Genomic DNA, 12980 nt, shown 5'->3' with positions numbered 1-12980 from the left:
GAGGAGTTCACCAATGACAAAAACCTTCCTGCGACGTGCAGCTCTGGCTGCCATGCTCGCGACCACCTCCCTGGTGCCGGCGCTCGCCGTCCAGGCTGCCGACAAGCCTGTCGACGGCGGAAAGATAGTCGTCACCTACAAGGACGACATCGCAACGCTCGATCCGGCCATTGGCTATGACTGGCAGAACTGGTCGATGATCAACGCGATGTTCTCGCGCCTTGTCGACTACACGCCCGGCACGACCGAGTTGAAGCCTTCGCTGGCCGAAAGCTACACGGTGTCCGAGGACGGCAAGACATACACCTTCAAGCTGCGCGCTGGCGTTAAATTCACCAACGGCCGCGAAGTGACCGCCGCGGACGTCAAATATTCGATCGAGCGCGCCGTCAATCCGAAGACGCAGGGCCCTGGCGCCGGCTTCTTCCACTCGATTGTCGGCTCCGACGCGATGACCGCCGGCACCTCACAGACGCTCGATGGCATCACTGTCGTTGACGACCACACCGTCAAGTTCACGCTGGTGCAGCCGGACGCGACGTTCCTCAATGTGCTCGCCCTCAACTTCTCTTCCGTCGTTCCGAAGGAAGCAGTCGAGGCGGCGAACGGCGACTTCGGCAAGAAGCCGGTCGGCTCCGGCGCTTTCATCCTGAAGGAATGGACGGTCGGCCAGCGCCTCGTGTTCGAGAAGAACCCTGACTACTTCGTCAAGGACCGCCCGCATATCGATGGCTACACGGTCGAAATCGGCCAGGAGCCGCTCGTGGCGCTGCTGCGTCTGCAGAAGGGCGAAGTCGATGTTGCCGGCGACGGTATCCCGCCTGCCAAATACCTCGAGATGAAGAACTCGAAGGATTTCGAAGGCATGATCGTGGATCGTCAGCAGCTGGAAACGAGCTATGTGACGCTCAACACGCAGGTAAAGCCGCTCGACAACGTCAAGGTCCGCCAGGCGCTGAACATGGCTGTCAACAAGGAGCGCATCGTTCGCATCATCAACGGTCGCGCCGTGCCGGCAAACCAGGTACTGCCGCCGCTGATGCCGGGCTACGACAAGGATTACAAGGGCTATGCCTACAGCGTCGAGAAAGCCAAGGCACTGCTGGCCGAGGCCGGCCTGAAGGATGGCTTCACGACCCAGCTCTACACCTCCAACACCGATCCGCAGCCGCGCATCGCCCAGGCGATCCAGCAGGATCTCGCCGCCGTCGGCGTCAAGGTCGAGATCAAGGCGCTTGCCAATCCGAACGTCATCGCTGCCGGCGGTACGCAGGGCCAGGCGCCGATGGCATGGTCGGGCGGTCTCGGCTGGATCGCCGACTTCCCGGATCCTTCCGACTTCTACGGACCGATCCTCGGCTGCGGCAGTGCCGTCGCCGGTGGCTGGAACTGGTCGTGGTACTGCAACAAGGAAATCGAACCGCGCGCCCAGGCGGCCGACGCCATGCCGCTGCCTGCCAAGGCTGCGGAGCGCAACGAAGCCTGGAAAAAGATCTTCACCGAGATCCAGGAAAAGGATGCGCCGTGGATCCCCGTGTTCAACGAGCGCCGGGTTGTTGCCAAGTCGAAGCGGATGGGCGGACCGGATGAGATCTACATCGATCCGACCCGCGTCATCGATTACGAAGCGATCTTCGTCAAGAAGTAAGCCGATCGGTTCAATACCTCCCTGGGCACTGCCCCGGGGAGGCTCAATCTTCGGAGGCAAGCATGTGCATCGTCTGCACCCACACCATTCACCGCGCCCAGCATAATTTCGGCTGGAACCGGGATTTCGAACCCGCTGTCGTCGCCAAACCCGGTGAAACGATCCATTTCGAATGCATGGATTCGTCCGGCGGACAGCTGGGCGCCGACGCGACCCTGGCATCGCTGAAGGAACTCGATTTCGGCAAGATCAATCCGGTCTCCGGCCCTGTCTATGTGGAGGGCGCGATGCCGGGGGACGCATTGAAGGTCACGCTCCGCCGCTTCGTGCCGTCGGGCCTCGGCTGGACCGCCAATATTCCAGGGTTTGGACTTCTGGCCGACCAGTTTCCCGACCCTGCTTTGCACATGTGGTCCTATGATGCCAACGCCATGACGCCCGCCCTTTATGGCCCCGGCGGTCGCGTACCGCTGAAGCCTTTTGCCGGAACTATCGGTGTCGCCCCTGCCGCCCCAGGTTTGCACTCCGTCGTGCCGCCACGCAATGTCGGCGGCAATCTCGATATCCGGGATCTCAGCGCCGGCGTAACGCTGTACCTGCCGATCGAAGTGGAGGGTGCGCTGTTCTCGATCGGCGATACCCATGCCGCGCAGGGCGACGGCGAGGTCTGTGGCACGGCTATCGAAAGCCAGATGAATGTCGAGGCGACGATCGAGCTGGTCAAGGATGCGCGCCTGAAGAGCCCGCGCTTTACGACAACCGAGCCGGTCACCCGCCATCTCGACGGCGCTGGCTATGAGGTGACGACAGGCATCGGGCCGGACCTGATGACCGGTGCGCGGGAAGCCCTGATGCGGATGATCGACCTGCTCGGCGAAGAGCATGGCATGAGCCCGGTCGATGCCTACATGCTGTGCTCTGTCTGCGGCGACCTCCGGATCAGCGAGATCGTCGACATGCCGAACTGGGTGGTGTCGTTCTACTTCCCGAGGATCGTGTTCGCGTGACGGAAACAGCCTCGTCGCCCGCCGCGCTTTCGGTGAGAAACCTGTGTGTCGATGCCCGCACGCCGGAAGGCCGGCGGCGGGTACTCGACGACATCGATTTCGATCTCATGACCGGCGAGACCCTCTGCCTTGCCGGCGAATCGGGTTCCGGCAAGTCGGTAACCTCGCTCGCCGTCATGGGCTTGCTCCCGAAAGCATCCTTGCAGGTGGCGTCCGGCAAGATCATGCTCGCCGGCCGCGACCTGCTGTCCTTGCCGGAGCGGGCGATGCGCAAGGTGCGCGGCGGCGAGATCGCCATGGTCTTCCAGGAGCCGATGACCTCGCTGAACCCGGTGATATCAGTCGGCGACCAGCTGACAGAGGCGATCCGCGAGCATCAGGACAGCGACACCGCAAGCGCTGTGGCTTCCGCCCTGCGCATGCTCGACGCCGTCCAGATCACCGATCCGGCGCGGCGGCTGAAGCAGTTTCCCCATGAGCTTTCCGGGGGGATGCGACAGCGGGTGATGATCGCCATGGCGCTCTCCTGCCGCCCCAAGGTGCTGATCGCCGACGAACCGACCACGGCGCTTGATGTCACTGTCCAGGCACAGATCCTGAGTTTGATGCGAGAGCTGAAATCGGAGTTCGGGACCTCGATCATCCTCATCACCCATGACATGGGGGTTGTGGCGGAAATGGCGGATCGCGTCGTGATCATGCAAAACGGCCGCATGGTCGAAAAGGGAGCTGCGATCGATATCTTCGAGCGCCCGACCCACGCCTATACGCAGGAGTTGCTGGGGGCCGTGCCGCGTCTTGGCGCCCATGCCGGCACGGACGGTCCACCGCGCGTCACCGCCAGAGGCCTGGTCGCACCGACGCCGCTCGACCGGACGCCGGTGCTCAACGTCAGCAATCTGACCGTTACCTACGGCAGCCAGTCAGGCTGGCTCCTCAAGACAGCCAAGCCGGCGGCAGCGGTCGATGGCGTATCCTTCGACATCCTGCCCGGCAAAACGCTTGGTCTCGTCGGCGAAAGCGGCTCGGGAAAGTCGACGACGGGCAAAGCCGTGCTCGGCCTCATTCCCTACCAGGGCGACGTTGTGATCGACGGTCGCAATATAGGGGGACTCAGCCAGCGCGACATGCAGCCGGTTCGCCGCTCCGCCCAAATGATCTTCCAGGACCCCTATGCATCGCTCGATCCTCGCATGGCGGTGGGGGCTGCGGTTGCCGAGCCGATGATTATCCACGGCATTGGCAGCAAATCGGAGCGTCGCGACCGGGTGGCAGAGCTGCTGCGCCGCGTCGGCCTGACGCCCGATGCCGCAACCCGCTATCCGCACGAGTTCTCCGGCGGCCAGCGCCAGCGCATCTGTATCGCGCGCGCCCTGGCACTGGAACCGAAGCTGATCGTTGCTGACGAAAGCGTGGCAGCGCTCGACGTTTCCGTGCGGGCGCGGGTTCTCGACCTGCTGCTCGAACTGCAAGAGACGATGGGTCTCGCCTATCTCTTCATTTCGCACGACATGGCGGTCATCGAGCGGATGTCGCACCATGTCGTGGTCATGCGCTACGGTAAAATCGTCGAGAGCGGCACGCGCCGCCAGGTGTTCGAGACGCCGAAGGATGCCTATACGCAGGCCCTTCTGGCCGCCGTTCCCGCACCTGATCCGCGCGCCCGTGGCCGCAGGCTGGCAGTCCAGCAGTCATGAGAAAATCCGGAAACCAGACCAATGCCTGGTTTCCGGCCCGGCTTAGCGCTTGCGCCAGGTAATGGCTGAGTTGGTGAAGTAGTTCCAGGCAGCCCCGATGGCGGCACCTGCGAGGCCGGCCAACCACCAGCGTGGTTCACTATTATAGAATGCAGTCGACACGCCGACACCGGCAAAGACGCCGAAACTGCAGAGGGCTGCAAACATGCCGAGCCCGGTCACGAACCGCCACCCGTGCCGGCGCCTGTCCCTGTAGGTGAGAGCGTTGTTCAGGGTGTAGTTCACGACCATGGTGATGAGCATGGCGGCAGTCTGCGCCGTTGGAAAGTCCAGCCCTGCCCCGAGCAGTATGCGCAGAAAGGCGAGGTTGACCACGAGGCCCGTGGAGCCGACCAGGCAGAAGGCCAGGAAGCGCGCAGAGATGAAGTCGCCAGAAGCCTTGGAGATGAGAAGCCCGAGATATTCGAACACCACCGATGCATCGAGTTTGCTGACACCGTGCAAGCGCGGGCTGAATGCGTAGGACACTTCCTCGATTCGCATCTGTTTCGGCGACGACGCGACGATGTCGAGCAATATCTTGAAGCCTTGGTTCGACAGGCGCGGCGCCACTGCCTCGACGAATTCGCGACGGATCATGAAAAACCCGCTCATCGGATCGCTGAGCCGCACTCCCAGCAGTGACTGCGCCATTCCCACCGCAAGCCGGCTGCCGGCATGGCGAATTCTCGAAAGCCCGTCCGATGCGCCGTCCGCTTGAATGTAGCGGCTGGCGACGACGAGGTCAGCGTTGCCGGTGCGCAGAACGTTGAACATTTCCGCCAGCCGGGTTTCATCGTGCTGGAGGTCGGCATCCATGACGGCAACCACGGGTGCGGAGCTGGATAGGATACCTTCTATGCAGGCGCCGGCGAGCCCCCGCCTGCCGACGCGGCGCAAGCCGCGGATGCGCCGGTCGTTGACGGAAAGGGCGCGAACCTGGCCGATGGTGTCGTCGCTGGAATCGTCATCGACGAAAATCACCTCCCAGTCGATACCGGCCAGCGTCGCGCGCAGCCGATCGACGAGAATGGCGACGCTTTCGCGCTCATTCAGCGTTGGAATGACGATGGAAAGCTCGGGACCGATGTGATCGAGGCTAATTTGAGCGCTGATGGCCGAGAGATCGTCCTCGACAAGGCGCGCGGCAGAGACACTTACATTCATCAATCTTACGACCTTCGAGCGTTAATCCGGCGGTGGCATCAGGCCTTTGGATCGGCTGCCGGAATACGAACACCAAGCTCAGTCTCTGTCGGCGACGCGGACTGTCTGATCATGTCACTCTTGCACCCTTACCCTGACGACAAACTGAAGCGCTGCATGCGAATTCGATCGGGGTGCTCATTGCGACGGGCATTGTGCCGCCGGCGAGGCGCAGTCCCGATAGCCATATCCAATGCGGTAGTAGAACTTGCCGATGGTAACGCCATTCCGGCTGACGCCATGCGTCTGGATATCCGTGAGGCGATCGAAGTAGCGTCCCGCGCCGGGTTTATCGACGTCGCTCTTTTTCAGGCTGACCAGCATGATGGTGCGGCCCTGCATTTCCGCAGGCCTGTACCAATATCCGTACATGAGACTATCGTTGCCAAGCGGACCGGCGCCGACGGAGTTGCCCGCAACGTTGCCGTCGCGCCTGTTGTAGAAAGCGAGTTCGCTGGCAACGAAGTATTTGTCCATGCCTGCCACAAGCACGCTCTGGCCCGCCTGCTCCTCGACAGACCGTTCGATCAGGCCGACTTCGCGGCCGAGATCGTCCCAGGCCACCGGCAATGTGCGGATGTTTCCGAGATGGCCCGCGAACGGCAGCCCGAGGACCAGATAGTGCAGACACACGGCGTATATGGCCAGCGTACCAAGCAGCGTCGGCGCCCAGGACCGGCGCAGCGCTGCGGCAATCCTGGAAGAACCGGAATTGGCGTCGATGATGGTCGCGGCGACGGCGGGCAGGATCGCGAGCCACACCGGTCCCGTCCAGTTGAGCTTCACCTCATGCCCGAGACTGAACGCTGCAAAAACCGACAGGGGCGTCAACGTGAACACCAGCATGAACAGCGTCCTTCGTCTCATCTGCACATCGGTTTTCTGCGCCGTGACGAGGCGGCGAAGACATGAGGCCAGCGCTGCGATTGTGACGATGAGCCCAAGCGGCGTTAGCAGCAATGCCGCGCTTGCGACCAGCGCCGGGGGGGAAAAAGCCGGCGTGTCGGCGAGACGCTGGGTGCTCTGGAAGGCGAAAGACGCCCAGCCATGTGTCGCATTCCAGTAGATGACAGGGCTGAACAGGAAAAGCGCCGTCGCAGCTGCAAGATAGGGTTGCGGCCTCATCAGCCATCGCCTTGCTCGCGGGTCGATGAGCATGAAGATCAGGGCTGCGGGGCCGAGCAGCGCAATCGTGTATTTCGACAGCATGCCGAGACCGGCACAGACCCCCACGCCCCACCAGGCATTGCGCTTGTCTGCAACCAGCGCCCGTTCGAGGAAGTACAGCGCCCCTGCCCAGGCCGCAGTCAGGGGCACGTCCGGTGTCATCAGGAACCCGGTGTAAAAGAAGACGGGTAGCACGGCGGTGAGGACAAGCCCGACAATCGCGGTCGTCTTGTCGAAAAGATGGGCTGTCAGGCGGTAGACGAACAAGCACGTAACGATCCACGCAAGGTAGGCCCCGATGCGGACGCCGAATTCGGTATCGCCGAAAAGCGCGGTCCCAAGCCAGATCATCCACGCGGACATCGGTGGGTGATCCAGGTAGCCGATGTCGATATGGCGGGAGAAGTTCCAATAATAGGCCTCTTCCGGCAGAAGATCGACGACGCCGATATATGCGAGACGCAGCGCCAGCATATAGGACAACACGCCAGCTGCCGCCGACTGCCAGCGCGCCAGCGCCGAGGAAGGCCACGTCATCCGGAAGACGAAAAAGTGATTGCCGAAATAGCACGCAATCGCAGAAGCGCCGGCACCGAGGACGATTGCGGCTGACGGCGACCATGTCAGCAACGCCATCGCGTCCGCAAATACCCCGCCGCGTAGTCCGAACCCCAGAAAGCAGATTGCCACGTAGCGGCCAAGCTGATGCCAGACGCCTCCTCCGGCTGCCGCTCTGGAGTGCAGAATGTAGGAAAAGGTCGACACCACAGCAAAGCTCGCGGCCAATGCCACCGGCAGGCTGATGCCGAGACCGAAAAGTATCTCGAAGAGCAGCACGTCGATAGCGTAGGCCGTCAAGCTCACCCAGAGGAGAGGACGTGCTGCGAGCCCGGATCGTTGCTCCACGGAAATGTCGAGCGCTTGCCTGGCAACTGAGCCGGTACCTCCGGCCACCATCGCAGGCGTCGTCACGTCGCGCACGACAGACCGGGGACCAACAGGTTGAAACGGGCAAAACTGGTCATGTTCGGAGTACGGCTTTCTCTGAGGCCAGTCTGTTGGGCTGGCGGCACTTTGAAGTCGACCACAGCAAGACGGACCGATGACGGTTGCCGTTCACTATCTTGCGCAAAGCTGACAGACGCCTGAACCTGCCTGTTCCGGGGAGGCAAACAGCGCGCCCCAGTCGAGTGTCACCGGTATTTGGCGGGGCGCATTGATCGAGAACAATTTCAGGTGAATGTCAGTATAAACGTGCATCTACCGACGCTAATGCTTCGGGGGTAGCGGATTTGCGTATTCTTTTGGTCGAGGACAACTTCCTCATCGGCGATGCGCTGCACGACCACATCGTAGCGGATGGATGGGACGTGGACTGGGTGCTGACCCTTGAGGCCGCCCGCGTCGCCGCAGACGAGGGGTCGTACGCTCTGGTGCTGCTGGATCTGCATCTGCCTGACGGAAGCGGGCTCTGTCTGCTCCGTTCCTTGCAGCAGACGTCGCCGCACATCCCTGTCATTATCCTGTCCGCTTACGACCAAGCTTCCGACAGGATCGAGGGGTTGGAAAACGGTGCGATTGACTACCTGACGAAGCCCTTCGACCTTGGCGATGCTCTTGTCCGTATTCGCCGTTTTGCCAGGCCTCAGGGGATCTCACCCTGGTGGCCGTCGCTGAAGACGATCGCCGGATGCGGATTGCGCACGGTAAATGGCGTTTCAAAGAAGAGCGTCAGTCACTTTGATTGAAAATTTTCTGGCTTGACCGTGGACGCTCAGAGATAGCGGCGGCTGGTCATGCCCTCGGCCACCGCCAGAACTCCCGCAAAAATCACCACGGACGATAACCAGCCAAGGATGACATCCGAGAGATAGTGCGCGCCCGTGAGCACGCGCATCACGGGGATGACGAGGGAGATAAAGGCCATGGGCAATCCCAGCGTCAGGCGCCAGCGTGCCGGCAAAAGAAGGATGAGACAGAAAAGCCATCCCGCCGACGATGCCTCTCCCGACACGAAAGAGCAGTTCTTGAGACATTTCCCTGCGAACGAACCCGCCTGGACAAAATCCAGCTGGCCTCCGAACCAGGACGTCTCGCGCGGGCGTGGGCGGCCTGAAAACGTCTTCAGGAAAAGGTTGACGGTCAGGCCGCAACCGAGCGCGAGAGACATCAGCGCTGTCAGGCTGAGCATCACCCTCGGGCTCTTCCAGTCCGCAGCGGAAGTGAATTTGCAGCGGACAAGGTCGGCAATCAAGACGGCGACTGCGATGTAGGGAAGCACGAAGAGCACGTTGCGCGCGGCTGTGAAAAACGGGCTGGCATCGTAGGCAAAACTGCCGCAGGTCCGGCCGACGGCGTCGAATATGCTGCAATTTGTGCCGGTGAAGAACCGCTGTGCGACGGCGATATCGATGGAAGGAAAGGCGTTGAACAGAGCGAGGATTGCCCACCAGAGAACGAACGTGACCATAAATATGACGCGGCTTCTCGCCGTATAGGCTTGCGGGGCAGCAACGCTCGTCAAATCAGACATCGGCACAATATTCTCGCTTACGGTGTTTTATCCCACCTGCCTTGCTGCGTTCGACGCCCACGATCATCTGCAGCTATACTGCTGGATATCGCTCGACGCTGACAGGAGCCTGAAGCGCCAGAGGAAATCTGGCTGCACCCTTGCACACTGCTGTCAGCCCCCCGCACCCTCGCCCTGCTGTGCCAACCCAGCGGCGTTCCGGCATCTGCCTACCGCGCCCGTGTGAAAGGTTGATGATCCCGTTGGTATCATGCACGTCGGCGTCCTGGTCGCCGCTGCCTGCTGTGCTGGTCCGTTGAAACAGCCATGTCTGGCAGGTATCGGTCTTCGCCGAGAAGCGCTCGATCATAGGCGTGCCGATCAGGTTCGGCGTCGTCCCTTGCGAGGGCCGATAGCAACCGCGCAGACCGGCTGAGCAGACGCGTGATCTCCAGCCATGCCCTGTAGGGCTGGACAGATAGATAATGCCAGCGCGAAAGATGAAACGCCCGACGGTGGCCCTGTATCTGTGATATCAGGCCGATATCCTGAATGACTGGTACGGGAACGACGAAGGCTGCCTTCAGGCCTGCGAAATATTCAAGATCGAAGGCAATGTCGAAGGGAAGGCGCATAGGCATCAGGCCGGTGACGAACCACTCCGCCGCCCGACGGTTGATGACATAGGCACCCGAACCTTTTTCGCGCGTCAGCGCGATCGCCAGGCTCCGGCGGGGCGTGATCTTGCGGAAAACATGCTTTTTGCCGCTGTTGACGCTCGATAGCCGCAGAATATCCCAGGTCTCGCCGGCTTCGATAGCGCCTTGGATCAGGTCGCTGATATCGTCGGGAAGAACCGCGTCGTCCTCGAGCACGAGGGCATGCTCCGACGATGAGGCCAGCAGCCGGCGAGCGCATTCGATGTGGCTGAGATAGCATCCGACCTCGGCCGGGTTCCGCCGCCTGCCGTGGCGCAGGACATAGGCGCGCTCGGCAAAATCGGCGGTCGGGAACTGGATTGCCCTCCCATCGATGGCGGAGACCCTCTCGAACGGCAACGACAGATCCGAAAGCATCGAGGTCATCAGTTCCAGACGGTCGGGCGCCCTGTCCAGATTGATCAGATAGACAGGGACGGTAAGTGTCTCGCGATTGACCCGGTGCATGTCGTCATTACCCGCTGCGATCTCTTGTCGGCACATTCGCCGATTTGCCGCCACAGCTATTGGCGGCAGAAATTACAGCTGACTTACGGAATAGCGGCGACACGGCAGCAGGCCATCCCGCCGCGACTTTCATGCGTGCTAGCGGTCGTCTGAATCGCCATCCGACGCGCCACGCAGAGAGAGTGCTGCGATGGCCGATGGCACATTGGCGGCCGATGAGGCGCCAACGGTCGGCTTTGAAATGTCCGGCGGATTGGCAGATGCAGCTGGCAAAACCGGTGGTCGTGCCTGGACGGGTGCGGTGGTGGAAAGGGCGGCGATGGATGAAATTGCAGACATGGGCGCATCTCCTTTGGCCGGCCTTCGCATCATGCGTCGGGGGCAGCCAGATTGAGCGCACGGTTCATCCATCCGCGTTTGGCGACGGGCTATGAGAGCCAATCGATCGCTTCGCCGGTTATGGCGGCTGCAGCTTACAGGCGACTTACAGAGCTCGAGGAGAAGAGGGTGTCGGAAAGACCATCCGCGCAGACGCTCCGCCGCCGGTCGGGTTAGACAGGATCAGCAATCCCCCATGCGCCATCATTGTTTCGTCGACGATGGAGAGGCCGAGGCCCAGTCCATCGGAACGATCGCTGACGGACTGCTGGGTTCTTCTTGCCACCGGATCGAGCTTGATGGGCGGAAACCCTGTCCCCTCGTCCGTGACTGAGATTTCGCGCTCGTTGCTGACGGTGATCGTCACCGTGCCGGCGACAGGACTGTGTTCGACCGCATTCTCGATCAGGTTTCGCAGCGCCCGGAAGATGAAGTCGTTGGCGCCGCTGATGAGAACAGGGTGGTCTGGCGTGATGATCTCGATCGACCTCCCCTTCTGGATTATGATCGGGGCGAGGAAGGCGCCGACGCGACGGACGATCTCGCAGAGGTCGACGCAGTCGTCCGTTTCGAAATGAAGGCCGCCGAGCCGCACCCTGTCCACCAGCTGCGTGACAATCCGCTCCAGCGCATCGAAGTCTCGTTCGAGATCGCGGGAAAACGCTCCGTCGGATGCCGAAAGCTGCGCCTTGATGATGGTCATCGGCGTGCGCAGCTCGTGGGCGATGTTGCCGGAGAAGCGCTCGAGGGCCAGATAGCCGCCCTGCAGCCTGCCGAGCGCGTTGTTCACAGCCTTGACGATGGCCAGCACATCGGGCGGCATGTCGCCTTCGGTCAGGCGAACGCTGATGCTGGCCGGGCTGATCCCTTCCGCCTCGCGTGCCGCGCGGGTGAGTGGCCGGAGCGCGAGTTTGGCAACCACGATGTTTGTCACGAGGATCGCCACGACGAAGGGCAGCCAGATCCAGGCTATGTCCCCGACGAATTCTTCTAGGACGCTGTCGAACACGAGATGACTGCTGGGAAAGGCAACCTGGACATAGCGAGCCAAGCCTTTGTCGGCAAGGCGCAGCGACAGGCCAAAAAGTCTTGGGATGCCGTCATGGGCAGGCAGTGAGAAATAGCGCTGGTCGACATCGTCGGCGGGCACGAGTGGTCCGGAAACACCGTCGGATGCGCTCAGCAACTCGTTCGCACCGCTCAGCACGGCGTATTGGCCGTGCAGTTCGCCAAGCCGGTTCACCACAAACTTGAAGCCGCCCTGCTGCAAGGGCAGTTCCTTGGCCATTCCCCGGGCAAAGGTCAGCAGCGTCTCCTCGCGAAAGCGATTGTTGGCCGATGCGAAGCGGATGTAGAGAAAACCGATGCTGGCGAAGACCGCAAGCGTCGCCACGAGCGACATGGAGAGCACCAGCCGCGAAAACAGCGATAGTTTTCGGTAGCTCATGGCCGCTTTTCTGCCAGCATGTAGCCGAGGCCGCGCAGATTGTGGATCTCGATCTCCGCCCCTGCCCCTTCCAGCTTCCGTCGAAGGCGGTGGATGAGCACCTCCACCGCGTTGGAGCTGACTTCCTCACCGAAGCCGTACATCGATTCCTCGAAATCGGCGCGCGATATAACGCGCGAGGACCGTCGCATGAGAAGTTCCAGCGCCGAAAGCTCGCGACGGCTGATGTCGAGATCATGCCCGCCGACCCGGACGCGATATTGCGCGGGATCGAGCTCCACGTTGCGCTCGCTGAGGACCGACGTGCGCATGGTTCCCGGCCGGCGCAGCAGCGCGCGAACCCGTGCAATCAGAACATCCATGACGAACGGCTTGCAGAGGTAGTCGTCGGCGCCACGGTTGAGCAGGTCTATCACAGACGAGCTATCGTCGCGGGCTGTCAGGATGAGGATCGGCGCGGATGGCGCGTGCCGCCGGGCGGGCTCCAACAGCGACGCGCCGTCGCGATCCGGCAGGCCGAGATCGAGCACAATCACATCGTAGGCGACGACAGCCATCGCCGCCTCTGCCTCCTCGGCATTCGAAAACAGATCGGCTGCAAAGCCTGCCGCCTTCAGCGCACCGCAGGTCAGTTTGCCGAGGCGGCTGTTGTCTTCGACCAAAAGCAGTCGCATCCAACGGTTCTCCAGATGGCGAAGTTTAAGTTTTGTGGT

At 61.8% G+C, this 12980-nt stretch carries 11 protein-coding genes; 4 read left to right on the top strand and 7 right to left on the bottom strand.

Translation table 11 applies throughout. From position 1 onward, the window contains the following. Positions 1-13: 13 nt before the first annotated feature. The 3 genes from J5274_RS26790 to J5274_RS26780 all read left to right on the top strand — a co-directional run bounded on the left by J5274_RS26790 (position 14) and on the right by J5274_RS26780 (position 4352). Positions 14-1648: an ABC transporter substrate-binding protein gene (locus J5274_RS26790; protein WP_142825066.1), complete on the top strand. Its 1635-nt coding sequence runs from the start codon at positions 14-16 to the stop codon at positions 1646-1648. 62 nt (positions 1649-1710) lie between these two features. Continuing rightward, positions 1711-2655, top strand: coding sequence for an acetamidase/formamidase family protein (locus J5274_RS26785; protein ID WP_142825067.1), 945 nt, complete (start codon positions 1711-1713; stop codon positions 2653-2655). After that, the gene (locus tag J5274_RS26780) at positions 2652-4352 is read left to right on the top strand and encodes an ABC transporter ATP-binding protein (RefSeq protein WP_142825068.1); all 1701 of its coding nucleotides are present in this window, start codon (positions 2652-2654) and stop codon (positions 4350-4352) included. Before J5274_RS26785 ends, J5274_RS26780 begins: the two co-directional genes overlap by 4 nt. Positions 4353-4394: 42 nt before the next feature. Here the strand turns inward: J5274_RS26780 and J5274_RS26775 are convergent, their stop codons facing one another. After that, positions 4395-5558: a glycosyltransferase gene (locus J5274_RS26775; protein ID WP_142825069.1), complete on the bottom strand. Its 1164-nt coding sequence runs from the start codon at positions 5556-5558 to the stop codon at positions 4395-4397. Between the two features lie 177 nt (positions 5559-5735). Next, positions 5736-7736, bottom strand: coding sequence for a glycosyltransferase family 39 protein (locus tag J5274_RS26770; protein WP_142825070.1), 2001 nt, complete (start codon positions 7734-7736; stop codon positions 5736-5738). Between the two features lie 332 nt (positions 7737-8068). On the opposite strand from J5274_RS26770, the gene J5274_RS26765 reads away from it, so the two are divergent. Then, the gene (locus tag J5274_RS26765) at positions 8069-8512 is read left to right on the top strand and encodes a response regulator (RefSeq protein ID WP_224127996.1); all 444 of its coding nucleotides are present in this window, start codon (positions 8069-8071) and stop codon (positions 8510-8512) included. A gap of 26 nt (positions 8513-8538) precedes the next feature. Here the strand turns inward: J5274_RS26765 and J5274_RS26760 are convergent, their stop codons facing one another. From J5274_RS26760 to J5274_RS26740, 5 genes are all read right to left on the bottom strand, one after another. Further along, positions 8539-9297 (bottom strand): phosphatase PAP2 family protein, encoded by a 759-nt coding sequence (locus tag J5274_RS26760; protein ID WP_142825072.1) that lies wholly within the window; start codon positions 9295-9297, stop codon positions 8539-8541. A 248-nt stretch (positions 9298-9545) separates the two neighbouring features. After that, on the bottom strand, positions 9546-10442 hold the full coding sequence (locus tag J5274_RS26755) for a glycosyltransferase family 25 protein (protein ID WP_219276062.1): 897 nt from the start codon (positions 10440-10442) through the stop codon (positions 9546-9548). Positions 10443-10580: 138 nt separating this feature from the next. Further along, positions 10581-10781, bottom strand: coding sequence for a hypothetical protein (locus tag J5274_RS26750; RefSeq protein WP_142825074.1), 201 nt, complete (start codon positions 10779-10781; stop codon positions 10581-10583). Positions 10782-10926: 145 nt separating this feature from the next. Next, positions 10927-12267: a HAMP domain-containing sensor histidine kinase gene (locus J5274_RS26745; RefSeq protein ID WP_142825075.1), complete on the bottom strand. Its 1341-nt coding sequence runs from the start codon at positions 12265-12267 to the stop codon at positions 10927-10929. Next, a complete protein-coding gene (locus tag J5274_RS26740) occupies positions 12264-12941 on the bottom strand; it encodes a response regulator transcription factor (RefSeq protein ID WP_111221038.1) in 678 nt (225 codons plus the stop codon). Before J5274_RS26740 ends, J5274_RS26745 begins: the two co-directional genes overlap by 4 nt. Positions 12942-12980 lie beyond the last annotated feature (39 nt).

It is taken from the genome of Rhizobium sp. L51/94, assembly GCF_019355555.1.
Classification (GTDB): Bacteria; Pseudomonadota; Alphaproteobacteria; order Rhizobiales; family Rhizobiaceae; genus Rhizobium; species Rhizobium rhododendri.
Note: the sequence above shows the minus strand (reverse complement) of the source record. Positions and strands in the feature narration are given on the sequence as shown.